The organism is Streptomyces sp. NPDC001606, assembly GCF_053596835.1.
In genome coordinates, this window is record NZ_JBSFHC010000013.1 from 208,296 (window position 1) to 231,468 (window position 23,173).

Annotated in this window: 22 protein-coding genes and 4 tRNA genes; 18 read left to right on the top strand and 8 right to left on the bottom strand. The window is 70.4% G+C overall.

The annotated features are described in order from the left end of the window. Positions 1 to 39 precede the first annotated feature (39 nt). From ACWCV9_RS23975 to ACWCV9_RS23985, 3 genes are all read right to left on the bottom strand, one after another. Positions 40 to 114: transfer RNA gene (locus ACWCV9_RS23975), tRNA-Asp, on the bottom strand. A 95-nt stretch (positions 115 to 209) separates the two neighbouring features. After that, entirely contained in the window at positions 210 to 4,154 is a 3,945-nt protein-coding gene (gene hrpA, locus ACWCV9_RS23980) for an ATP-dependent RNA helicase HrpA (RefSeq protein WP_450789371.1), read from the bottom strand. Between the two features lie 80 nt (positions 4,155 to 4,234). Further along, complete coding sequence (locus tag ACWCV9_RS23985; RefSeq protein ID WP_450789372.1) at positions 4,235 to 4,576, bottom strand: hypothetical protein; 342 nt, start codon at positions 4,574 to 4,576, stop codon at positions 4,235 to 4,237. A gap of 377 nt (positions 4,577 to 4,953) precedes the next feature. Here ACWCV9_RS23985 and ACWCV9_RS23990 point away from each other — a divergent pair, with 377 nt between their 5' ends. The 11 genes from ACWCV9_RS23990 (at position 4,954) to ACWCV9_RS24040 (ending at position 12,526) form a co-directional block, all read left to right on the top strand. Beyond that, positions 4,954 to 5,691, top strand: a complete 738-nt coding sequence (locus ACWCV9_RS23990; protein ID WP_450789374.1) for a GntR family transcriptional regulator — start codon at positions 4,954 to 4,956, stop codon at positions 5,689 to 5,691. Between the two features lie 510 nt (positions 5,692 to 6,201). After that, entirely contained in the window at positions 6,202 to 6,582 is a 381-nt protein-coding gene (locus ACWCV9_RS23995; RefSeq protein ID WP_450789376.1) for a RapZ C-terminal domain-containing protein, read from the top strand. A gap of 123 nt (positions 6,583 to 6,705) precedes the next feature. Continuing rightward, positions 6,706 to 6,903, top strand: a complete 198-nt coding sequence (locus ACWCV9_RS24000; RefSeq protein ID WP_450789378.1) for a hypothetical protein — start codon at positions 6,706 to 6,708, stop codon at positions 6,901 to 6,903. A 198-nt stretch (positions 6,904 to 7,101) separates the two neighbouring features. After that, complete coding sequence (locus ACWCV9_RS24005) at positions 7,102 to 7,371, top strand: DUF6284 family protein (protein ID WP_450789380.1); 270 nt, start codon at positions 7,102 to 7,104, stop codon at positions 7,369 to 7,371. Continuing rightward, complete coding sequence (locus ACWCV9_RS24010; protein WP_450789382.1) at positions 7,368 to 7,817, top strand: Pycsar system effector family protein; 450 nt, start codon at positions 7,368 to 7,370, stop codon at positions 7,815 to 7,817. Before ACWCV9_RS24005 ends, ACWCV9_RS24010 begins: the two co-directional genes overlap by 4 nt. Before the next feature lie 44 nt (positions 7,818 to 7,861). Further along, entirely contained in the window at positions 7,862 to 8,683 is an 822-nt protein-coding gene (locus ACWCV9_RS24015) for a protein spdB (protein WP_450789426.1), read from the top strand. Beyond that, entirely contained in the window at positions 8,683 to 9,024 is a 342-nt protein-coding gene (locus ACWCV9_RS24020) for an RRQRL motif-containing zinc-binding protein (protein WP_450789427.1), read from the top strand. The genes ACWCV9_RS24015 and ACWCV9_RS24020 overlap by 1 nt, the downstream gene beginning before the upstream one ends. Then, on the top strand, positions 9,024 to 9,341 hold the full coding sequence (locus tag ACWCV9_RS24025; protein ID WP_450789384.1) for a hypothetical protein: 318 nt from the start codon (positions 9,024 to 9,026) through the stop codon (positions 9,339 to 9,341). Before ACWCV9_RS24020 ends, ACWCV9_RS24025 begins: the two co-directional genes overlap by 1 nt. Continuing rightward, positions 9,332 to 9,637, top strand: coding sequence for a hypothetical protein (locus ACWCV9_RS24030; RefSeq protein ID WP_450789385.1), 306 nt, complete (start codon positions 9,332 to 9,334; stop codon positions 9,635 to 9,637). Before ACWCV9_RS24025 ends, ACWCV9_RS24030 begins: the two co-directional genes overlap by 10 nt. Positions 9,638 to 9,731: 94 nt before the next feature. Beyond that, complete coding sequence (locus ACWCV9_RS24035; protein WP_450789387.1) at positions 9,732 to 11,852, top strand: FtsK/SpoIIIE domain-containing protein; 2,121 nt, start codon at positions 9,732 to 9,734, stop codon at positions 11,850 to 11,852. 206 nt (positions 11,853 to 12,058) lie between these two features. Continuing rightward, positions 12,059 to 12,526 (top strand): hypothetical protein, encoded by a 468-nt coding sequence (locus ACWCV9_RS24040; protein WP_450789389.1) that lies wholly within the window; start codon positions 12,059 to 12,061, stop codon positions 12,524 to 12,526. 21 nt (positions 12,527 to 12,547) lie between these two features. On the opposite strand, the gene ACWCV9_RS24045 is transcribed toward ACWCV9_RS24040, so the two are convergent. Then, positions 12,548 to 13,525, bottom strand: coding sequence for an HNH endonuclease (locus ACWCV9_RS24045; RefSeq protein WP_450789391.1), 978 nt, complete (start codon positions 13,523 to 13,525; stop codon positions 12,548 to 12,550). Positions 13,526 to 13,809: 284 nt separating this feature from the next. On the opposite strand from ACWCV9_RS24045, the gene ACWCV9_RS24050 reads away from it, so the two are divergent. The 4 genes from ACWCV9_RS24050 (at position 13,810) to ACWCV9_RS24065 (ending at position 18,000) form a co-directional block, all read left to right on the top strand. Continuing rightward, on the top strand, positions 13,810 to 14,685 hold the full coding sequence (locus ACWCV9_RS24050) for a bifunctional DNA primase/polymerase (RefSeq protein WP_450789392.1): 876 nt from the start codon (positions 13,810 to 13,812) through the stop codon (positions 14,683 to 14,685). 2 nt (positions 14,686 to 14,687) lie between these two features. Then, positions 14,688 to 16,163 carry an ATP-binding protein gene (locus ACWCV9_RS24055; protein ID WP_450789393.1) on the top strand — a complete coding sequence of 492 codons (1,476 nt, stop codon included), beginning with the start codon at positions 14,688 to 14,690 and terminating at the stop codon, positions 16,161 to 16,163. A gap of 437 nt (positions 16,164 to 16,600) precedes the next feature. After that, a complete protein-coding gene (locus ACWCV9_RS24060) occupies positions 16,601 to 16,798 on the top strand; it encodes a helix-turn-helix domain-containing protein (RefSeq protein WP_450789395.1) in 198 nt (65 codons plus the stop codon). Continuing rightward, on the top strand, positions 16,798 to 18,000 hold the full coding sequence (locus ACWCV9_RS24065; RefSeq protein WP_450789397.1) for a site-specific integrase: 1,203 nt from the start codon (positions 16,798 to 16,800) through the stop codon (positions 17,998 to 18,000). Before ACWCV9_RS24060 ends, ACWCV9_RS24065 begins: the two co-directional genes overlap by 1 nt. 92 nt (positions 18,001 to 18,092) lie before the next feature. Here ACWCV9_RS24065 and ACWCV9_RS24070 read toward each other — a convergent pair. From ACWCV9_RS24070 to ACWCV9_RS24085, 4 genes are all read right to left on the bottom strand, one after another. Next, positions 18,093 to 18,166 (bottom strand) — tRNA-Phe (locus ACWCV9_RS24070). Positions 18,167 to 18,190: 24 nt separating this feature from the next. Continuing rightward, a tRNA-Asp gene (locus ACWCV9_RS24075) sits at positions 18,191 to 18,265 on the bottom strand. Between the two features lie 36 nt (positions 18,266 to 18,301). Next, positions 18,302 to 18,374 (bottom strand) — tRNA-Glu (locus ACWCV9_RS24080). 79 nt (positions 18,375 to 18,453) lie between these two features. Further along, a complete protein-coding gene (locus ACWCV9_RS24085) occupies positions 18,454 to 20,046 on the bottom strand; it encodes a metallophosphoesterase family protein (RefSeq protein WP_450789399.1) in 1,593 nt (530 codons plus the stop codon). Positions 20,047 to 20,106: 60 nt separating this feature from the next. Between ACWCV9_RS24085 and ACWCV9_RS24090 the strand changes: the two genes are divergently transcribed. The 3 genes from ACWCV9_RS24090 to ACWCV9_RS24100 form a co-directional block, all read left to right on the top strand. Next, positions 20,107 to 20,457 carry a metallopeptidase family protein gene (locus tag ACWCV9_RS24090; protein WP_450789401.1) on the top strand — a complete coding sequence of 117 codons (351 nt, stop codon included), beginning with the start codon at positions 20,107 to 20,109 and terminating at the stop codon, positions 20,455 to 20,457. Positions 20,458 to 20,557: 100 nt separating this feature from the next. Then, positions 20,558 to 21,097: a hypothetical protein gene (locus ACWCV9_RS24095; protein WP_450789403.1), complete on the top strand. Its 540-nt coding sequence runs from the start codon at positions 20,558 to 20,560 to the stop codon at positions 21,095 to 21,097. Between the two features lie 225 nt (positions 21,098 to 21,322). Further along, a partial coding sequence (locus ACWCV9_RS24100) for a DEAD/DEAH box helicase (protein WP_450789405.1) occupies positions 21,323 to 23,173 on the top strand: 1,851 nt, incomplete at its 3' end.

Genomic DNA, 23,173 nt, shown 5'->3' on the forward strand with positions numbered 1-23,173 from the left:
AGGGCCCCCGTCCGATTGGACGAGGGCCCTTCTGCTATGCGGTCCTGACGGGATTTGAACCCGCGGCCTCCACCTTGACAGGGTGGCGAGCACTCCAAACTGCTCCACAGGACCAGGTTTCGCGGCGCTTTGTTTCTTTCCTGCGCTGCGAGAAGGACTGTACAGGAGGGTGAGGTGTCTGGTCGAACTCACCCTCCGTGTGCAGTCCGTTACGGCGCCAACGCGTCGATCGCCTTCACGATCCGCTTGTCCGACACCGGGTACGCCGTGCCCAGAGCGTGGGCGAAGTAGCTGACCCGCAGCTCCTCGATCATCCAGCGGATGTCCAGGACGGCGGCCGGCACCGGGCGGCCCTTGGGGAGCTGCTCCAGGAGCCAGGCGTACTCGTCCTGCATCTCGTGGACCTTCTCCATGCGCGTGGTGTCCCGCTGGACGCCCGTCGGCATCTGCTGGAGGCGCCGGTCGGCGGCCACCAGGTAGCGCATGAGGTCGGGCAGCCGCCGTATCCCGGCCCAGGTGACGAAACCGGGCTTCACCAGCGCGTCCAGCTGCTTGCGGACGTCCGTCAGGTTCGCGAGCAGCGCCGGGCTGCTGGTGGCCTTCAGACGGCGCTCACAGGCCTGCCAGGCCGCCAGCACCTGCTGCACCTGGGCGACCGTACGGACCGTCGTGTCCACGATCTCCGCGCGCACCTTGTCGTACAGCTTCCGGTAGGACTCCTCGTCCCACACCGGTCCGCCGAAGTCCGCGATCAGCTTGTCCGCCGCCGCCATCGCACAGTCGTCGAAGAGGGCCTGGATGGACCCGTGCGGGTTGGCGGACAGGCCGAGCTTCTGCTGGTTGGTCAGCTTCTCGGACGCGAACTTCGCCGGGTTCACCGGGATGTTGCGCAGGATCAGGCGCCGGGTGCCCTTCCACATCGCCTCCGCCTGCTCGGCCTCCGTGTCGAAGAGACGCACGGAGACCGTGTCCCCGTCGTCCACGAGCGCCGGGTAGGCCTTCACGGGCTGGCCGGCCCGGCGGGTCTCGAAGACCCGGCTGAGCGTGCCGATCGTCCAGTCGGTCAGCCCCTTGCGCTCCAGGGACTCGCCGCCCTCGCGGGACGCGGTCGCCGCGGCGGCCTGGGACAGCGCCTTGCGCGCCTTCGGCTTCAGCTGGAGCCGCAGCGTCTCCAGGTCCTTGTCCTCGGCCAGCTTCCGCCGCCGTTCGTCGACGATCCGGAAGGTGATCTTGAGATGGTCGGGCACCTTGGACCAGTCGAAGTCGTCCGCCTCGAACGGCACGCCGACCATCCGCTTCAGCTCCCGGGCCATCGCCACGGTCAGCGGCTCCTGGAGGGGCACCGCCTTCTCCAGGAACGCCTTCGCGTAGTTCGGCGCGGGCACGTAGTGGCGGCGGATCGGCTTGGGGAGGGAACGGATCAGCTCCGTCACCACCTCCTCGCGCAGACCCGGGATCTGCCAGTCGAAGCCCTCTTCGGCCACCTGGTTGAGGACCTGGAGCGGGATGTGGACCGTCACACCGTCCGCGTCAGCGCCCGGCTCGAACTGGTAGGTGACCCGGAAGGTGAGGTCGCCCTGCCGCCAGGAGTCCGGATAGTCGGCCTTGGTGACCGCCTCCGCCGACTCGCGGATGAGCATCTCCCGCTCGAAGTCCAGGAAGTCCGGCTGCTCGTGCCGCTTCCGCTTCCACCAGGAGTCGAAGTGGGCGCCGGAGACGACGTGTTCGGGCACCCGCTGGTCGTAGAAGTCGAACAGCGTGTCGTCGTCCACGACGATGTCCCGGCGCCGGGCGCGGTGTTCGAGCTCCTCGACCTCGCTCAGCAGTTTGCGGTTGTCCGCGAAGAACTTGTGGTGCGTGCGCCAGTCGCCCTCGACCAGCGCGTTGCGGATGAACAGCTCGCGGCTGACCTCGGGGTCGACCCGCCCGTAGTTCACCTTCCGCTGGGCGACGATCGGTACGCCGTACAGCGTGACCTTCTCGTACGCCATCACGGCCGCCTGGTCCTTCTCCCAGTGCGGTTCGCTGTACGTCCGCTTCAGCAGGTGTCCGGCGAGCGGCTCGACCCACTCGGGCTCGATCTTCGCGTTGACCCGTGCCCACAGCCGGCTGGTCTCCACCAGCTCGGCCGACATCACGAACTTGGGCTGCTTCTTGAACAGCGCCGAACCCGGGAAGATCGCGAACTTGGCGTTGCGGGCACCCAGGTACTCGTTCTTGTTGCCGTCGCGTACGTCCTTCATCCCGATGTGGGAGAGAAGGCCGGCGAGGAGGGAGGTGTGGATGCGGTCGGCCGGGGCGTCCTCCTCGTTGAGGTGGATACCCATCTGCTTGGCGACCGTGCGCAGCTGGGTGTAGATGTCCTGCCATTCGCGAATGCGCAGGAAGTTCAGGTACTCCTGCTTGCACATCCGCCGGAACGAGCTGGAGCCCCGCTCCTTCTGCTGCTCGCGGATGTACCGCCACAGATTCAGGTAGGCGAGGAAGTCGCTGGTCTCGTCCTTGAAGCGGGCGTGCTGCTGGTCGGCCTGGGCCTGCTTGTCGGCCGGGCGCTCACGCGGGTCCTGGATGGACAGGGCCGCCGCGATGACCATGACCTCGCGGACACAGCCGTTGCGGTCGGCCTCCAGCACCATCCGGGCCAGCCGCGGGTCGACGGGCAGCTGGGCGAGCTTGCGGCCGCGGTCGGTGAGCCGTTTGCGCGGGTCCTTCTGGGCGGGGTCGAGCGCGCCCAGCTCCTGGAGCAGGTGCACGCCGTCGCGGATGTTGCGGTGGTCCGGCGGGTCGATGAAGGGGAACTTCTCGATGTCGCCGAGGCCGGCCGCGGTCATCTGGAGGATGACGGAGGCGAGGTTGGTGCGGAGGATCTCCGCGTCGGTGAACTCCGGCCGGGACAGGAAGTCGTCCTCGCTGTACAGCCGGATGCAGATGCCGTCGCTGGTCCGGCCGCAGCGGCCCTTGCGCTGGTTGGCGCTGGCCTGCGAGATCGGCTCGATGGGCAGCCGCTGGACCTTGGTGCGGTGGCTGTAGCGGCTGATCCGGGCGAAGCCGGGGTCGATGACGTACTTGATGCCGGGCACGGTGAGGGAGGTCTCGGCGACGTTGGTCGCCAGAACGATCCTGCGCCCGGTGTGCGGCTGGAACACGCGGTGCTGTTCGGCATGGGACAGCCGGGCGTACAGCGGAAGGATCTCGGTGAACCGGTATTTCTTCTTCTCCAGCGCGTCGGCCGTGTCCCGGATCTCCCGCTCGCCGGAGAGGAAGACGAGGATGTCGCCCTTGCCCTCGGCCTGGAGCTCCTCGACCGCGTCGCAGATCGCCGTGATCTGGTCCCGGTCGGCGTCGTCCGAGTCCTCCTCGAGGAGCGGCCGGTAGCGCACCTCCACCGGGTACGTCCGCCCGCTCACCTCGATGATCGGCGCGTCGCCGAAGTGCCGGGAGAAGCGCTCGGGGTCGATGGTGGCGGAGGTGATGACGACCTTGAGATCCGGCCGCTTGGGCAGCAGCTGCGCCAGATAGCCGAGCAGGAAGTCGATGTTGAGGGACCGTTCGTGGGCCTCGTCGATGATGATCGTGTCGTAGGCGCGCAGCTCGCGGTCGGTCTGGATCTCCGCGAGCAGGATGCCGTCCGTCATCAGCTTGATGAAGGTGGCGTCCGGGTTCACCTGGTCGGTGAAGCGCACCTTCCAGCCGACGGCTTCGCCGAGCGGCGTCCGCAGCTCCTCCGCGACCCGCTCGGCGACGGTGCGCGCGGCGATCCGGCGGGGCTGGGTGTGCCCGATCATGCCCCGGACGCCCCGGCCCAGCTCCATACAGATCTTCGGGATCTGCGTGGTCTTACCGGACCCGGTCTCACCGGCGACGATGACGACCTGGTGATCGCGGATGGCGGCCGCGATCTCGTCCTTCTTCTGGCTGACGGGCAGCTGCTCGGGGTAGGCGACCGCCGGCACGCGGAGGCGCCGCTCGGCCATGCGGGCCTCGGCCCGGTCGACCTCCGCCTCGATCTCGGCGAGGACGGCGGCACGGGCTTCCGGCTTACGGATCTTGCGCGCGCCCTCGAGCCGCCGCCCGAGCCGGTGCGCGTCACGCAGCGACAGCTCGGTCAGACGGGGGGCGAGGGTGCCGAGGACGGGGGCGGGATGCGTAGACATACGCGATCCAGGATCTCACCCCGCCCGAAAAACGCGCGAACGATTTGCCCCGGGCCCGGCGGAGCCCAGGACGGGCCGCCCTAGGAGGCCCGCTGCGCGGGCGGCGCCGACGGTGCCGACGGAGCGGGCTGAGCGGGCGGCGCGGAGGCGCTGGGCTGTGCGTGCCCCCCGAGGCTCACCGCCCTCGCCGTGTTGGCGACGGCCTTGATCCCCAGGTACGCCGTCGTCATGCTGCTCACGGCCGTGAACGCGGCGGTGAGGACCCCGACGATCACGCCCTTGTCCCCGTCGAGCCGCCACACCCCGATGCCCGCGACGGTGACGATCGCCAGATTGCTGAAGAGGACCGCGAGCAGCCCGTACCGCGCCCGCGTCTTCTCTATGTCGGTGTCCCGGACGACCTTGCTCTCGCTGCCGCTCATCGTTCCCCCACGAAGAACCACCGGTAACGAAGAAGGCCCCGTTCTGACGAACGAGGCCTTCTGGCTGTGGCTGGGGCCGGGGTCGAACCGGCGACCTTCCGCTTTTCAGGCCGCGTCCTGGTGGGGCGCAGGCTGATCATAGGGGCTGTCAGTGACAGCAGGAAGCCGTGGTTGTGCGCTGCTGTTGGCGTACGGGTTGGCGTACGCCACGACGTAGCCGATAGGACGCGTTCACGCAGGCCACGGTTCTGTGCGTCTCCGAGCGGGTCCCTCGTGATGGTGCCTACCAAGATTCGTGGCCCTTCCGAGATGGGGTACCCAGCACGTCTGTGCCAAGCTGGTATTTGGAAACCACCCTAGGGAAGTGAGGGAGCTTGATGGCGGAGACCGCCAGGGAGATCGCCGACGAGCTGCGGGAACGCATTCGCTCTGGCGAGCTGCGTCCCGGCGCCCGACTCCCGGGTGAGCCGAAGCTGGTCAAGGACTACGGGGTGGCCAAGGAGACAGCCCGACGGGCCCTGACTCTGCTGGTGACCGAAGGGCTCGCCGTGCGCCGGAAGGGCAGCGGTACGTACGTCCGGGAGTTCCAGCCGATTCGGCGCGTGGCGAACGAGAGGCTTTCCCAGGATCGATGGGGCGGAGGACGGTCCATCTGGAGCGCTGACGTGGGGCAGCGCCCCATGAGCGTTACCGAGCTGCGTGTGTACGAGGCGCCCGCCCCGGACGACGTGGCTCAAATCCTCGAATTGGACGACGGCGCCGCCGTCATCATCCGCGATCGCCTCTTCGCCGTGGAGGGCGAGCCGGTGCAGGCCGCTGTCTCCTATCTCCCTGCTGACCTCGTGCGGGAGTCGGCGATTGCGCAGGAGGACACCGGTCCGGGCGGCACGTACGCCCGCCTCGCTGAGCTCGGGGCCAAGCCTGTCCGGTTCGTGGAGGAGCTGCGGGCCCGGATGCCGAGCCAGGACGAGTCCGAGCGTCTGCACCTGGCCGAGGGGACGCCGGTAGTCGAGATCTACCGCACCGCGCTCACGGAAGACGGCAAGCCGGTCGAGGTGAACAGGATGCTGCTGGACGCCGGCGTCTACGTCATGGAGTACCGCATCACAGGCTGACCAGCGCCACAGCAGTCCCGGAGGGGCCCGCCATCGGTGGGCCCCTTTTTCACGCCCCGTTGACCTCCCTAGGGAGGTGTGCTTTAAATGTCCCTAGGGAGGTTCGCCGCCCGGGGGCTCCGAAAGGGGCTTGTCCGGCGTGCGCGGATCCCTCAGGGGCCCGGGACAGAGCGGGCCGAGGGCGCCGGGGTCCTTGTCATTCACCCGAGGGCTTAGACCGAAAGGTCACGTCTCCATACGCCTGAAACGGGAGCGCGCTCCCGAAGGAGACCCACGAACTCACTGCTCAGCGACTCGAAGGAGCGGGCTGTGATGCGTCGACATACCTGCGGTGCTGCCGGTACGGACCGGTCGGTGGCACCCGCGTTCTCTCTCCGGTCCGTCTTCGGCTTCGCGGCGTCTGACGCTGCGGCCGGCTGCCTCTCCCGTCCGTCCGGACCTGCCGTGAGCGGGGCTGTACGGGCGGGGGCGTGGGGAGCCGGAACAACCCTTCGCCTCTTTGGAGCCCTCATGGCTGTTGTCGAGATCGTCTCGTTCGGCTACCTGCACGACGCGCCGCCTACCGCTCACCTCACGATCGATCTGCGCCACCACTTCCGCGACCCGCACGTCTCCCCGGAATTGCGGTACATGACCGCGAACGACGCTCCGGTCCGGGCTGCGGTGCTGGGCACGCCCGGCATCACGGACCTGGTCGAGGCCACCGCCATCGCGGTTGCCGCGTTCGCCTCCGGCCCGAGCGCCGGAACGGTGACTGTCGCCGACGGGTGCGCGGGCGGCCGACACCGGGCCCCGACGTTCGCCCTGGCGCTGGCCGCGCGGCTGCGCTCGCAGGGCCACCGGGTCACGGTCACCCACCGGGACCTGCACCGCCCCGTTGTCGAGCGCTGAGCAGCACTTACTCCCCCCTTCAGCCCGGGCATTCAGCCGTGAGGGGCGCCGGATCGACTCCGGCCCGGGGCACCGGCCCCCACCGCCGCCCGCCTGAACAACCCTTCTCTCCTGGAGTTCGAGATGGCCAAGGTCTACAAGCGCATTGAGGACGGCACCACCACCCGCGTGACCGCACAGGAGGCACTGGCTGAGGGCCGCGCGGCGATGACGGACCGCGTAACCGTCCGGGCGCACGTCCGCAAGATCTCCCGTGACTCCGGCCGCTACGACATCCAGTACAAGGACGGTCGGCACGTCGTTCTGCTGCCCATCGACTGACCACGCCTCTGCCCCGGTCCCGCCCTTCGCGGGGTCGTGATGGCGCCGGATCGAATCCGGCCCGGGGCACCGGCCGCCGTGCGCGGCCCGCCGCACTGCCCGTGTGCGGCCATCTCTCTACAACGGCGCGCACCCCCGGAGGGGCTACTCCGGGGGTGCTGTCGGGCCGTTGCCACCTGCAAGGGAGAACCACGACCCATGAGCCACATCGTCACTGTTCAGGACGCTGTTACCGCGTTCGCCGACTTCATGGAGCCGACGGCCGCAGAGCTGGACGCAATCGAGCAGGAGATGCCCGTGATCCTCGCGGACGTCGACTTGCTCGACGCGCAGATCATCACCTTGGACCGCGTCCCGACCGAGCTGGACACCCGCCGCCTGCGCCGCGCGCTGGCGCGGGTGCTGGCCGCGCGGGCGGCGCTCGCCAACCGCACCGCCACGGTGAGCCTGCCCGGGGGTGCGGCATGAGCGCCACGGTCGGGCAGAGCCTGGCGGCCGCGCACGCTGAGGTGAAGGCGGAGATCGCGCGGACCGACAGCAAGACCAGTCTTCTGTTGGCGTTCGTCGGCGCGGTCCTGGCCGGGGCCTGGAGCGTCGGTCATGACCTCACCCTGTACTGGCCCGCCCGGGTGGCCGGCGCCGTCGGGGTGTGGCTGCTGCTGTTGGCGGCGTGGCTGCTGCTGAAGTCGGTCCGCCCGAACCTGAGCGGCCGGCACGGGTTTCCGCTGTGGGCGACGCTGACCCCGCAGGAGATCACCGCCGCCCTCTCGCAGGACTTGGCGGCGGACATCGCGGGCCTGTCCCGGTTGGCTATGCGGAAGTTCACGACGCTGCGGTACGCGGTCAACCTGACCCTCCTCGGCGGGGCCCTGCTGGTGCTCGCTGCCGTCCTCGCGGTCGGGGGTGTGCGGTGAAGTCGCTGCCGGGCGCCGCGAAGACAGCACTGCCAGCCGCCGTGATGACGGCGGTGTCCATGGTGCTCACCCTCGCCGTGGTTGTGATGTGGCTGGGCGCTTCGGTGCCATGGCCGGTCGCGCTGGTCGTCGGCCTTGGGATCGACGGCGGGTGGCTGGCCACCCTCGCCTACGAGCGCCGCCTGGCCGCGCAGGGCGACCACAGCGCCCCGGTGACGGCCGTCGGCTGGTCCTTCGGCATGGTCGCCACCGGAGTTCTGGTGGTCCACGCTTTCACCGTCGACGGCGCCCGTGGGGCGTGGCTGGCGGTGGCGTGGCTGCCGCTCGCGGCCAAGGCTCTGTGGCTGGTGCACGGGTTGTGGGAGAGCACCGCGCTCACGCCGACCGCGCTGGGGGCCATCGCGGGGATTCAGCAGAAAGCCCGGGACGAGGCGGCAGTGGCGCGCGCCCGGCTGCGGGCGGAGGCGGCCACGGAGGAGACACGGCTGACGGCCGTGACGCAGGCTGGGGCGCGCGTCGCACGCGTCCAGGCCAAGACCGCGCAGACTCTCGCCGGCGCCTGGTCGACGTTGGAGGCGGCGCGGCGGGGCGAGGGCACCGGTAGGGCGCTGACCAGCGTGACGGCCACCGTCACGCCCGGTGTCACGTCCCGCTGGGAGCTGCCCGTCTGGGGCCCCAGCGAGCCCGTGACGGCCCTGGAATCGGCTCCCGCGCTCACTGATGAGGCACTGGACACGCTCGTCCGGGAAATCCGGGACAGCGAGATCCCGGCCCTGTCCTATCGGGAGATGGCGGCCCGTTTCCGGGCGGCCGGCCACTCTGCCTCTGAGGTCCGTCTGCGGGCGGCCTGGAAGCGGGTCGCGTGATGGGGGCGCTGCCGGTGTACCGGTGGCGCCTGGCCCCGGACGGCTACGCCACCCGCCGTCAGCTCCGTGCGCGGGGCCTGCGGCCGGGTGGCCAGGACGTGGCGGCGCAGCTGGAGCGGCCCCGCCGCCGCCGGGACCCGTTGGTCGCCTACCTCTACCGCGTTGACCTGGCCAAGCCGGTGCGTCCGATGACGCCGGCGCGGTGGGCGGCGCTGGCCAAGGCAAACCGTGCCCGCCGGATCTGCCCGCAGTGCCGCATGGATGCGGGCTACGTCATCCCCTCTTCGCTGGGCACCTGCGTGTCCTGCGCCTTCCCTTCTACCTCTCCGAGGAGTGCGTGATGGGCAAGCCCGACACCCGTCGCCTGGACAAGGCGATTCAGCAGAACGAACGCAAGCTCGCGGCGGTCCGCGACCGTGAGCTGTGGCCGCTCGACGGCCGCGAGCGCCGCGCCATCCTGCGGGCCGCCGCCGGCGGCGCCTACAGCCTGCACCGGGGCAACGGCACCGCGAGTGCCGACCGGCAGATTGACACCGCCTGGGCGGCCGCCGAGACGCGGCTGGTCACGGAGATCGCGGCGATGAAGACCGAGCGTCAGCGGATCGTGAACGAGGCCGCCACCGCGAAGGCTGCCAAGAAGTCGTCGGGGTGGTGGTGACCGCCGGCTGCGCCGCCGCGCAGCCGGACGACCCCACTCTGTGTGTGGGGTCGTTCGTGGTGACCGTGCTCGATCGCTCCGACACCGGGGCGGACGGGTGCGAGCACCACGCCGCTCGGCTGTTGGCGTCCCTGGAGGGCGGCCGTGTCTACCCCCGGCCCGACGCCCCGCCCGGTGCCGCCATCCGGGTCTTCAAGGCCGCCGACGGCCTGAGGCCCTTCTGTTGGGTCGACGGCCCGCGCACCGAGCCGTCCCAGCTCAGCCGTGCGGAGACGCGCGCCCGGCACGGCCGCTGATCGCCCGCCCCGCCCGTGCCCACGCCGGGCGGGGCCCTCTCCCTCTTCTCGCAACGCTTCCTGCCCCGATCCGGGGCAGTCAGGAGACCCGAGCATGAGCAGCAACGTCGTTCCCCTGCACAAGGACACCGATCCCCCTGCCGCTGGTGAGGGGCCGACTCTGACCGTTGTCACCGACGACTGCCCACAGCCGCCGGCCGTGGTGCCGTTGTGGGTGCGGTCCGGCCGCGCGATCCGGCGGCTTGCCACCGACGAGCGCACCAAGACCGCCGCCCGCGCGGCGGCCCGGCATTCCCTCTACGTGGTCGGCGGCGCCCGGATCGTGGCCCGCCGTACCTGGGACGGCCGGACCGCCGCCCGCTACGAGAGGATGCTCCGCGCGGCGGAAGCCGCGGGGAACTACGAGGCGGCGGCTGAGTGGGAGGAGCGCGGGCAGCGCTACCGCGCGGCCCGCCACCACCGCCGCATGGACCTGCTGCACTCCCCGCTCGATGCCGCCAAGGGCGCGGCCGTCAGCGCCGGCATGGGCATCGGCGGCCTGGTCCTGCTGGGCATCGCCATGGCCATCGCCACCAAGGACGTCACCGAAGTCGTCACGCCGCTGATGGCGGTCATCAAGTTCATCAACCTGATGATCGTGATCGTGCGGGTGGTGTGGGGTCCGGCGATCACGATCGGCCCGTTCCTCGCGCTGCTCGCGCTGTGGGCGGTCGGCAGCAAGCAGCAGGCCGCACCCCAGTGGGCGCTCCCGGATCGCGTCCGCAACGGCGAGGGTGAGCCCATCACGCCGTCCATCGTGGTCAAGGCCCTGCGGGACCTGGGGGTGCCCGCGCTGCGCAAGGCCATCACGGAGATGGGCGACGCCGGCGCGTCGATGCTGTCCCCGATCGTGATCGCCGGATGTGGCGTCGAGGTCGACGTCACCTTGCCGTCCGGGGTGTCGACCAACGAGGTCCAGGGCAAGCGCCGCAAGCTCGCCGAGAACCTCAGCAGGCACGAGCACGAAGTGTTCATCACCATCCCGCAGGCGGCCCGGACGGTGCGGCTGTGGGTCGCCGACTCCGGCGCGCTGGACGAGCCGATCGGCCCGTCCCCGCTGGTCACGGACGAGACGCTGACTGCCGACTACGCCAAGGGCAAGGCGCCGTGGGGTCAGGATCTGCGGGGCGATGCCGCCGCGCTGAGCCTGTACCAGCGGCACCTTCTGATCACGGGTCTGTCGAACCAGGGCAAGACCGTGGCGCTGCGTTCCCTGGCGCTGTGGCTGGCGCTGGACAAGTCGGTTCAGTTCCTGATCGGTGACCTCAAGGGCGTGGGTGACTGGGCCATGTTCGACGGGCTCGCCACGACCCTGATCCAGGGCCCGACCGATGAACACGTGATCCAGGTGACCGAGATGGTCGAGGGCGCGGTCGACGAGATGAACCGCCGGATCCAGGCCCCGCCCGGCACCGTGTTCCCGCCGCTGATCGTGCTGGTCGATGAGGCGCAGGTTGCGTTCATGTGCCCGGCCAAGGACGAGGAAAAGCGCCCCTATGGCGGGGCGAAGGCCAACTCCCGCTACTTCATGGCCGTCCGCAAGATCCACAACCAGGGGCGGGCCGTGAACGTCCTGATGTGGCAGGGCACCCAGGACCCGACCAACGAGAACCTCCCCAAGCTGGTCCGTGAGGGCGCCCACACCCGCGCCTCCCTCGCGCTCGGCACCGAGTCCCAGGCGCGCATGGCGCTGGGTGACAAGGCCGTCGACGGCGGGGCCGCTCCGAACCTGCTGCGCCCGGGCCTGGACCGGGGAACCCTGGTCGTCGCCTCCGACGGCATCGCCATTCCGGCCGGCCAGTCCTCCATCACCGTGCGCACCCACTACATCCCCGACGATGACGCCGTGGCCATCACCGACCGGGCCAAGGCCCTGCGCGACGGCGTCACCACCCTGCACGCCATCGAGACCGGCGACGCCGAGCGCGACCCGCTCGCCGACATCGCCGCCGTCATCGGCGACGCGCCCCGCGTGCGGACCAAGGACGTCCTGGCGCGGCTCGCCACCCGGAACCCGGCCGCCTACGGCGGCTGGTCGTTCATCAACCTCAAGCGCGTCCTGGACCAGGCCGGCGCGGAGCCGTACAAGTCCGACGGCGTCATGGTCGTCGCCCGGGACCGCGTCCTGCGCGCCCTCGCCGAACGCGACACCGACGGTTCCGCTTCCGCCTCCTGACGCAGGGAGGCGACCCCCGCCGGGTCAGGGAGGCAGGGAGAACTCCCTAAACCCCTCCCTGACCCGCCTCCCTGGCCCTGACCAGCGCAAATGATCGTCCAGGGAGTCAGGGAGGCCCGCAGGTCAGACCCCCGAAACCCCCCTCCGCATGGCACCCCCAAGGGGGTGCCTTTGCCTCCCTCACCCAGCACCGGAAGGGATTCCGAATGCACCCCGAATACGTCGACCGCGCGCCTCTTGAGCGAGTGCTCGCAATCCACGAGCCCACCACCATCGCCCCGCCGGCGGTGCCCTTCGCGGCGCCGCTGGTGTCGGTGCGGATGGACAGCGTCCTGACCATGGCTAGCATCGTGCTGCCTGACGGGCGAGTCGTCACCGGCTACGCTGTCACCCCGGCCAAGCCCGAACCGGTCACCTCCAAGCCGGCCATCTCCCGCACCGCAGTGAACGTCGCCCTTGGGGGCATTGGCTTCCTCGCCGTGTGCGGTGGCCTGCTGTTGCTCACCACGTTCATCGCCGCGCTCGCCGCGCTCATCCAGCAGCTCATCATTCTGGCCGCCATCATCTTCGGCGGCTTGATCGCCGTCCAGGTTTTCGGTCACCGTCCGAGGGGTGCCGGGAGCACGGTCAACATCCGCAAAGCCGTCTTCAAGCGGGGCCACTTCCACGGGTAGCCGGCTCCCAGCTCCTGCTGATTACGCAACGGTCGTCGTGTCCAGATTGGTCGTCTTCTGGCTCGGGATGGCCACGGCGTCGTTGCGGTGCATGGCCCAATGCTCGGCGATCCACTTCGTATGGGCCTTGGTGATCTGCACGGTCAGCGGCTTGCCGTGCAAGGCGGCGTAGTCCGGGTATTTCCTGGTATCGGGCGTAACGTCGAGCGTCAGAGTGTTTGGGTCGATCGAGATCCGCCCGAGATCGAACAGCCGGTGGACGTCACGGCGCAGCAGCAGGCCGCCGAAGGTGTGGTGCTTGCCGTTGGCGGCGTAGCTGTAGAGGTGGGCCGCCTCCAGCACCACACCGGGCATGGGCCCGGTGAAGGCGCACATTTCTCCAAATTGCGCCAGCAGGGAGGAACGGAATGCCGCCTGCCCGATGCGGGCGCGGACCGTGCGTGTGCTGTGGCCGCCGGCGATGACCTCGCGGGCGGTGTCGATGATGTCCAACGGGGTGGAATTCTCGCCCGTCTCGACGCGGGCCCGGAAGTCGTTCCAACGCAGGCGGCGCAATGCGTTCTGTGACTTCGGTTCCTCGCACAGGGCCCGCAGCTCCCCTCCCGAGAGATCGCCGCGCAGATCGATCCACCCCGCTTCGTAATTGGCCCGATAGGTGATCACCGGGACCGTTTCCACGGTCGGAGCATCGAACTCGGCCTTGCACGTTTTCGTCCAGCAGCGGTACTTCGGCGTCATCGTCTTGCGTTCGGCAATGTCCGCCTTCCCGCACGACGGGCAAGAGCTGAGGTCCTTCTCGCCGCTGCCGGTGGTGATGTCCTCGATCACGGACAACCCCAACGACGTGTCCCCATCCCACAGCACGATTGTGTCCCCGACCTGGACTCGGGCAGCGTTGGGCACCCTGCTGTCCCAGCTGTAGTGGGTCGAGGGGTTGTCGTCGTATCCCCCGCCCACGCGCTTGGCGTCCTCGCCCAGGTACATCAACCACGCCGTCACGTGACTCCTCCATCACGCCATGCCTCCCCATCACGCGACCGTGCGAGCTCACGAGACCGCAAGGAGGCAGCTCACTTGATCAACGTATCCGGCGGCACTGACAACCCCCATTGCCTCCTTGCCACCCCCTTGATGCCCACCAGCGCTCATGCCGTCTGAATCCGCTGGAAACAAGCGTCGAACCAAACCCACGGCGACAACGCCAAGGGCGGCCCCCCATTCCGCCAAGAACCGGGGCCGCCCTTGCTTCCACCCACCCAACTGAACAGTGGAGGTCTCCCAGCATGACCCATACGACCGACATTGGGCGAGTGCTCGCCCCGACCAGCCACCTGCGCATCGCGCTGTACCTCGCGGCTGACGGCGTGCCGGTGCTGCCCCTGCGGCGGGGCAAGGTGCCGTTCGGCAACTGCCCCTCCTGCGTGGATAACGCGTGCGGCGGCAGGCCGAACATGAAGACCCCGGGGCCCTGTCACTGCCCCGACATCTGCCACGCGTGGGCCGCTGCCACCACCGAGCCGGCCGTGATCCTCTCGCCCCGGTGGGCGGCGGCGTGGCGGAAGGCGGTGTGTGTCGGCTACCACCCCGGCGGCGCCGGGCTGACCGTGGTGGATCTGGACGACGCGGACGCCATCGCATGGGCCCGCACCACCCTGCCCGCCACCCGGACCGTTGCGACATCGCGCGGTGAGCACTGGATCTACCGGGGCGCCATGGCGTCCCGCAACGCGGTCCGGCCCGGCGTCGACATCAAGTCGGCCATGGCCTACGCCCGCTACCTGGGCCCCGGCACCGGAACCCTGACCGCCCTGCCGTACGCCGTGCGCGCACTCGCCGCGCGGAAGTCGTCCACGATCCGGCAGGCACCGCCTGCCCTCCCCGTGCTGGCGGGGGCGGGCAGCGGGGAGTGCCCGCACCGCACCCCCGCCTACTTGGACCGGGGAATCGCCATGGCGGAGGAGCGCATCACCGCCGCCAGCAGCGCGGTGCACCACACCGTGTACCGGACGTTCCTGGCCGTGCTGTCCACGCACGGCCGGTGCGGCTGCCTCACCGACACCCACATCGCACGGCTGTTCACCGCCGCGCAGGCCAAGGGCGAGACCATGCGGCACTGCACCGACGCGTGGACCAACGCCCGCACCGCCCTGGGGATGTGACCGTGTCCGACGACGAGAAGAACCCCGCCCGCGAAGTCATCACCGACTACGCACAGGCGCACTTCCGGTACTTCCGCACCGCCGACGGGACCGTGTACGCGCAGAAGAACGGCCACCCCGTGGCCCGCCCGATCCGCTCCCAGGGCACCACGGGCAGCCACCGCCAGGAATTGATGGTCGGTCTCTTCCGCGACGGAGTCGGCGTGTTCAACGGCACCGCACTGAAGGAGGCATTGGACTTGATCGAAGCACTCGCTCTGACCGAGGACGTACAGCCCGTGCACATCCGCGTCGCCCCCGGACTCGACGGGGCGACGTGGCTGGACCTGGGCCGCAGCGACGGGCTGTCCGTCCGCATCCACCCCACCGGATGGGACATCACCACCCCGGACCCCCGGGAGGTGTGCTGGCGGCGCACCCAGCTCACCGGCGAACTGCCGCTGCCGGCCAAGGACACCAACGGCAAGGGCATCGACCTGTTGCTGAGGCTGTGCAACTTCGCCACCGCCGAGACGGAGTGCCTGGCCATCGCCTGGCTGATCGGCTGTCTCGGGCCGTCGGTGCCCGTGCCCGCGCCGTTCCTCACCGGGCCCCAGGGCGCGGGCAAGTCCACCGGCGGCCGGATGCTCGTACGGGTCATCGAGGGCATGAGCGGAGACCTGCGCCGCGCCCCGAAGGACGAGGAGAACCTGATCGCGGCCGTGGCCGCCGGCTGGGTCACCGCCCTGGACAACCTCTCCCACATGACCCCCGACCTGTCCGACGCCATGTGCTGCATCGTCACCGGCGCCGAGAACGTCAAACGCGCCCTGTTCACCGACGGGGACGTGCACCGTTCCCGCTACCGCCGCCCCCTGCTCCTGACCGGCATCGACGTCGGCGTCATCCGCCCGGACCTCGCGGAACGGCTTCTGCCCCTGCGGCTGGAGCGGCCCAAGGTCCGGCGCACCGAGGCGGAACTGTGGGCCGAGTACGCGGAGGCGCTGCCGGTCATCCTCGGGTCTCTGCTCGACCTCACGGTCAAGGTCCGCGCCGCCGAGGCGGACATCCCGACCGACCTGCGCATGGCCGACTTCGCCCACCTGTGCGCCCAGCTCGACGCTGCCACCGGCCTCGGGGCGCTGGCTGCCTACCGGGCCAGCCTGGACGACCTCAACGACGACGTGATCGAAGGCGACCTGCTGGCACAGACCGTGCTGAAGCACGCCGCCGGCCTGGAGGCGGGGGCAGAGCAGCGGATGACCTCTGCTGAGTGGTTGTACTGCCTCACCGGCCTCTACAGCGGTGAGGAGTGCCGTCCCCTGCCCAAGGGCTGGCCCACCACCGGCAAAGTCCTCTCCGACCGCCTCAAGCGCCTTCAGCCCACCCTCGCCGCCCGGGGCGTCCTCATCGACTGGGGCCGCACCAAAGCGGCCCGCTACATCGAGATGGCCCGCCCGCCGGCCACGCCCCAGCACGAGCAGCAACCGGCGTTCTGACCGGCACCACCGCCCGACACCCGCACAAGCAAGAAGAGCACCCGGCCCGCGCGGAGGCGTGCTCTTCTTGCTCTTCGGCGGCGGCGCCGCCCCGGCTGGACGCGCCGCGAAGCGGCTCCTTCTTCACGCCCTAAGACGCACTGCACCACCACAGATACCCGCCTTTTTTCCTAAGTGGGAAGCGCTGCGTCACCTGCGTCACCAGGCCCCGGGAAACGACCGGTGAGCTGGGCAGACGGCGGTGACGCAGACGGCCACCGGCTGCGTCACGGCGCGTCACCCGCGTCACCCGGGGCGGACAGCCTGCGTCACCGATGACGCGCCCCCAGCGCTCTGCGTCACTCAAAACGCGCAGGTCAGAGGCCCTGAATGACGCAGATGACGCGGTGACGCAGAAATCCCCACCTCGGACAGAGGCGACGCCATTGGAGGCAGAAGTGAGTGCCACCCTGCCCACCACTCACCAGGCTCTGACCGTGCCGGAAGTCATGGCGGCACTGCGGCTGAGCCGCTTCAAGGTCTACGACCTCATCCGCTCCCGCCAGCTTCCGAGCTTCACCATCGGCCGGTCCCGCCGGGTGCCCGCCGATGCACTCCACACCTTCATGCAGAACCAACTGAGGGAGGCCGCCTGATGGCCAAGCGGGCCAATGGCGAAGGCAGCATCACCATCCGCAAGGACGGCACCTACCACGGCCGTGTGTACGTGACCACGACGAGCGGCATCCGTAAGCGCGTCTCGGTCTACGGCAAGACCCGTGACGAGGTGCGGCAGAAGATCACCGACCTTCAGGCTCAGGAGAACCAGGGCATCCCCGTGCCTGACACGAAGATGAACCTGGAGGACTACCTGACCTACTGGCTTGCGACGGTGGTCAAGATCCACCGCCGCCCCAAGACCTACCAGGGCTACGAGAGTGTCGCCCGCGTTCACCTGGTCCCCGGACTGGGCCGGAAGAAGATCCGCACCCTGCGGGCCGCAGAGGTCCGTACGTGGCTCGCCCGCGTGGCATCCGAGTGCCAGTGCTGCAAGCACGGCTGGGACAAAGAGCGGCCCCAGCCGGAGTGCTGCGCGGCGGGGGAGTGCTGCAAGAACCTGCTGTCCCCCCGCATGGTGCAGTCCATTCACGCCGTACTCCGCAACGCGCTTCAGAACGCCGTGCGAGAGGAGCTGATCACGCGGAACGTCGCCCAGCTCGTGCAGGTTCCCACCCCTTCGTACGACACCGGGAAGGGGCTGAGCGTCGCCGACGCCCGGCTTCTGCTCCGGGCCTCTGAAGGTGACCGGTTGCACGCCGTCTACGTGCTGGCCTTGGTTCTGGGGATGCGGCGCGGTGAGCTGCTGGGGCTTCGTTGGGACGCGATCAACCTCGACCGGGAGACGTTGACGGTGGAACGAGCGCTTCAGCGGGTTGGGGGTGAGCTGCGGCTCGTCAAGCCGAAGACGCGGTCATCCGTCCGCACGGTCCCGCTGCCGCCCCTCGTGGTGAAGGCGCTCACCGAGCACCGCGAGCGGCAGGCGCAGGAGAGGGCTGCCGCCGGCGTTAGGTGGAAGGAACAGGGGCTGGTCTTCACGTCCCGTATCGGCACCCCGCTGGAGCCGGACAACCTTCGGCGGAGCTGGGATCCGCTCCGGAAGCGTCTCGGCCTGGAGATCCGGTTTCACGATCTCCGGCACTCGGCTGTCTCGCTGCTGCTCGACCTGGGTGTGCCGCCGCACGTCGTCCGGCAGATCGTGGGACACAGCGACATCGGGGTGACCATGAAGGTGTACGCCCACACGTCGCTGGACGAGCAGCGGAAGGCGCTCCGGAAGCTGGGGGACACCCTCTCCTGAGGGGCGTTGGCGTACCGGTTGGCGTAGGCGGCACGAAAGAGCCCCTCCCTGGTGGAACCGGGGAGGGGCTCAAGCCCTGGTCAGGGCGGCGGTGGCTGGGGCCGGGGTCGAACCGGCGACCTTCCGCTTTTCAGGCGGACGCTCGTACCAACTGAGCTACCCAGCCACGGTGTTTCACGTGAAACACCAGCGGTCCTGACGGGATTTGAACCCGCGGCCTCCACCTTGACAGGGTGGCGAGCACTCCAAACTGCTCCACAGGACCAAGCGTGTATGCAACAGTGTCGCACACGGTAATGCGTGCCCCCAACGGGATTCGAACCCGTGCTACCGCCTTGAAAGGGCGGCGTCCTAGGCCGCTAGACGATGAGGGCTATCGGCCCGCCTGGCGCTTCTCAGCGCGTCGGGGACGTGAGAAGCATATGGGATGGCGGCGGGGATCGCCAAAACGGTTTACGGGGAGTGGCGGGACGGCGCCCCGGACGGGGTGCCAGCGGGGGCCGAGCCGGGGTGGTTCTGGTCGGCCAGATGGCGGCTGACCTCGGCCGTTGTCAGTCCCAGTCCACCCAGTTCGATGGCGTCCCAGGCCTGGAGCCGGTGGTCGTGCCGGTCGACGTAGAGGATCGAGGCCTCGATCGGCGCCGGGTACGAACGCTCCACGGCCCGCAGCCCGCTGCCGCCCGTGGACCCCTCCATCCGCAGCAGGGTGCCGAAGGGCAGCGTCTCGGCACCCTCGTGGTGCAGATGCCCGCAGAGCACCAGCGGCACCGTGCCGTCCGTCTCGCGGGCCGCGGCCGGCTCGTGCGCGACGGCGACGTCCACCGGGGTGCCCCGGGCCTTCTGGTCGCGCAGGGCGCTGGCCAGCCGGTCGCCGGCCAGCCGCTCGGCGGCGTCACCGCCGGGCACCGTCGAGCGGTCGGGGGTGAACTGCGGATCGCCGATGCCCGCGAACCGCAGCCCGGCCACCGTCTCCGCCCGGCCACCGTCCAGCACATGCACGTTCTTCATGCGCTCCAGATAGCGCTGGGTGGCCGTGGAGTCATGGTTGCCCCGCACCCACACATACGGCACGCCCAGCCTGCCGACCGGGTCCAGGAAGGCGTTCTCCGCCGTCGTGCCGTGATCCATCGTGTCGCCGGAGTCGACGATCACATCCACCCGGTACTGCTTCACCAGCGACGCGATGATCTTCCAGCTCGCGGGGTTGAGATGGATGTCCGACACATGCAGCACCCGGAGGGTGGAGGGGTCGGGCTGGTAGGCCGGGAGGGTGGACGTGACGTCGTAGAGCTTGGTCACGTTCGTCACCAGGCGCGCCAACTCCTGCTGGTAGACGTCGAATTCGGTGACGATGCTGCGTGCGTTGCCGATCACGGACGGGGCCGAGGACAGCAGGCCGGAGAACTTCGGTTCCAGCACCGACTGCGGGTTCCAGGTGGCGTACGCCGACGCGCCCGAGGCGCCGAGCAGCGCCAGGGCCAGTCCGCCGGCCGTCAGGGCGCGGCGCGGGCGCCGGTAGACGGCGAGGCCGAGCGCCGTGGCGCCGACGACGACGGCGGCGCAGGAGCGCACGGCGAGATCGAGGGTTCCGTGCTCGACGTCGTGGACCACCTGGCCCTGGAGGCCGGAGAGCCGCTCCGGGTGGTCGACCAGGGCCTGGGAGCGCGCCGGGTCCAGCTGGTCGACGTTGACGTCCAGGCGGACCGGCGCCACATGGCTGTCCAGGGCGAGGGAGCCCAGCGGGGACACGTTGATCTTCGTACCGCCGGTGAGGGAGGGCCGCAGGGCCATCGTGGTGTCCATCGGGCCGACCGGGGTTCGTACGTTCCCGACGACCAGCAGGCCCAGCCAGGCGCCGACGAGGACGACCGCCGTCAGGCCGAGCGCGCCGAGCCAGCGGCGGGGCCGGGTGGCGGTATCCAGGCCGGGGAGGGCCAGGTCGGGCAGGTCCGGGGCGGGAAGCGGGCGGGGACGGCGTGCGCGGCGGGCACGGCGGGCGGTCCGGATCGGCAGGAGGCGCAGGGCTGCGCGGGGGACGCGGGCCATTGGTCCCGTATGCCCAAGTCCCAGCCGCGCTATGCGGCATCGGTACCGGACAATGACCCTGTGCTGGAGATGACGCGCGAGGAGTTCGAGGAACTGGTCGCCGAGGCGCTGGACCGGATCCCCCCGGAGCTGACGCGGCTCATGGACAACGTGGCCGTCTTCGTGGAGGACGAGCCGCCCGCCGACGACCCCGAGCTGCTCGGGGTCTACGAGGGCACCCCGCTGACCGACCGGGGCGAGTGGTACGCCGGCGTCCTGCCGGACCGGATCACCGTCTTCCGGGGGCCGACGCTCAGGATGTGCGAGACCCGCGAGGACGTCGTCGCGGAGACCGAGGTGACGGTGGTCCACGAGATCGCCCACCACTTCGGCATCGACGACGCGCGTCTGCACAGCCTCGGATACGGGTGAGCCGCGGCCGGGCCGGCGGTGCGCACGCGGCGCGTGTCCTCCTGCGGGCGGCGGGAGTTGGGGAGGTTGACTCCTTCCCTCGCCCTCGGAGGTGGCCGCCGTGCGCCCCTTGTACGTACCTGTCCGTCTGGTCGTCACGGCGCTGGCCGTCTCCGTCGCCGCAGGCTGCGTGAACGTGGGCGCGAACGCGGACCCGGCCCGGCCCTCCCACGCGACGGACCGGCACGGCGCGAAGGCCCCCGACGGCGGGCCCGCGCCCGGAGTGGCCGGTGCCGGGCGGGACGAGGCCGCGGGCGGCGACGGCAAGCACGGCGACGGCGGCAAGGCGAAGCCCGGGGAGTCGGCCTCGGCCTCGGCCGCCGCCCCGTCCGCCGGGGACAGCGCCTCCGCCGCGCCCCGGCGGCCCCCCGGCAAGCCCGGCAAGCCCGCCCCGTCCGCGCAGCCCGGCGATCCGGCGCCGACCGACGCCCCGCCGCCGCCCCCGGCCACCTCCGCCGCCCCGCCGCCGCCCCCGGCCTCCACCCCGCCCCCGGTCACCTCGGCGCCGCCGTCGGCCGAGCCGTCCTCCTCGGCGCACGAGCAGACCGGCACCCAGCTGGTGCAGCGGGAGCCGGCCCCGGAGGCGGGGGCGCCCGCGTGAGGGAACGCGCAGCTCACCGGGGTCGCCGGGAGATCGGTTTGCCATCAGGGGTGGGAGGTGCGTATGGTGGTAGATCGTTTGATCCCATTTGCCCGGCGCCACCACAGAGCGCGCCGTGTGGCGCGTACTCTCCTTTGCCGTGGCGGACCGCATTGAGGCGGTCGTGAGCGAATCACGGAGTTGACGGGCGCGTGCCGAAGAGACTCCGGAAGGTTTCGCATTCGCATGTCCGTGTCCAGTACTGACCAGATCGTCGTGTCCGAGAACGAGTTCGAGAACGACTCTCTCGTGGAAGAGACGACCGAGGTCACCGAGGCCCCCGAGGCCGCTGACACCACCCCCCAGACCACCTTTGCCGACCTCGGCCTCCCCGAGGGAATCGTGCGCAAGCTCGCACAGAACGGCGTCACCACCCCCTTCCCGATCCAGGCCGCGACCATCCCGGACGCCCTGACCGGCAAGGACATCCTCGGCCGTGGCCGCACCGGCTCCGGCAAGACCCTCTCCTTCGGTCTGCCCACCCTGGCCACGCTGGCCGGCGGCCGCACCGAGAAGAAGCGGCCGCGTGCCGTCATCCTCACGCCCACCCGTGAGCTGGCCATGCAGGTGGCCGACGCCCTCCAGCCCTACGGCGACGTCCTCGGCCTGAAGATGAAGGTCGTCTGCGGCGGCACCTCGATGGGCAACCAGATCTACGCCCTGGAGCGCGGCGTCGACATCCTGGTCGCCACGCCCGGCCGCCTGCGCGACATCATCAACCGCGGCGCCTGCTCCCTCGAGGACGTGCAGATCACCGTCCTGGACGAGGCCGACCAGATGTCCGACCTGGGCTTCCTGCCCGAGGTCACCGAGCTGCTCGACCAGGTCCCGGCCGGCGGCCAGCGCATGCTCTTCTCCGCCACCATGGAGAACGAGATCCAGACCCTCGTCGACCGCTACCTGAACAACCCGGTCTCCCACGAGGTGGACGCGGCCCAGGGCGCGGTGACGACCATGTCGCACCACATCCTCATCGTGAAGCCCAAGGACAAGGCGCCGGTCACCGCCGCGATCGCCTCCCGCAAGGGCCGCACGATCATCTTCGTCCGCACCCAGCTGGGCGCCGACCGCGTCGCCGAGCAGCTCCGCGAGGCCGGCGTGAAGGCCGACGCGCTGCACGGCGGCATGACCCAGGGCGCCCGCACCCGCACCCTGGCCGACTTCAAGGACGGGTACGTCAACGTCCTGGTCGCCACCGACGTCGCCGCGCGCGGCATCCACGTCGACGGCATCGACCTGGTCCTGAACGTGGACCCGGCCGGCGACCACAAGGACTACCTGCACCGCGCCGGCCGTACCGCGCGTGCGGGCCGTACCGGCACGGTCGTGTCGCTGTCCCTGCCGCACCAGCGCCGCCAGATCTTCCGCCTCATGGAGGACGCCGGCGTCGACGCGGCCCGCCACATCATCCAGGGCGGCGCCGCCTTCGACCCGGAGGTCGCCGAGATCACCGGCGCCCGCTCCATGACCGAGGTGCAGGCCGAGTCCGCCGCCAACGCCGCCCAGCAGGCCGAGCGCGAGGTCTCCCAGCTCACCAAGCAGCTGGAGCGCGCCCAGCGCCGCGCGACCGAGCTGCGCGACGAGGCCGACCGGCTGGTCGCCCGGGTCGCCCGCGAGCGCGGCGAGGACCCGGAGACGGCGGTGGCCGAGGCCCAGGCGACGGCGGCCGTGGAGCTGGCCGTGGCCGAGGAGTCGGCGGAGCGCGAGACCGAGCGCGAGGAGCGTCCGGCGGCTTCGGCGCCGTACGAGCGCCGTGAGGAGCGTCGTCCGTTCGACCGTGACCGCGGTGACCGTGGTGGTCGTGGTGGTTTCGAGCGTCGCGAGGAGCGTCGTCCGTTCGACCGTGACCGTGGTGAGCGTGGCGACCGTGGTGGCCGTGGCGGTTTCGAGCGTCGTGACGAGCGTCGTCCGTTCGACCGTGACCGCGACGAGCGCCGTCCCTTCGACCGTGACCGCGGTGACCGTGGTGGTCGTGGTGGTTTCGAGCGTCGCGAGGAGCGTCGTCCGTTCGACCGTGACCGTGGTGAGCGTGGCGAC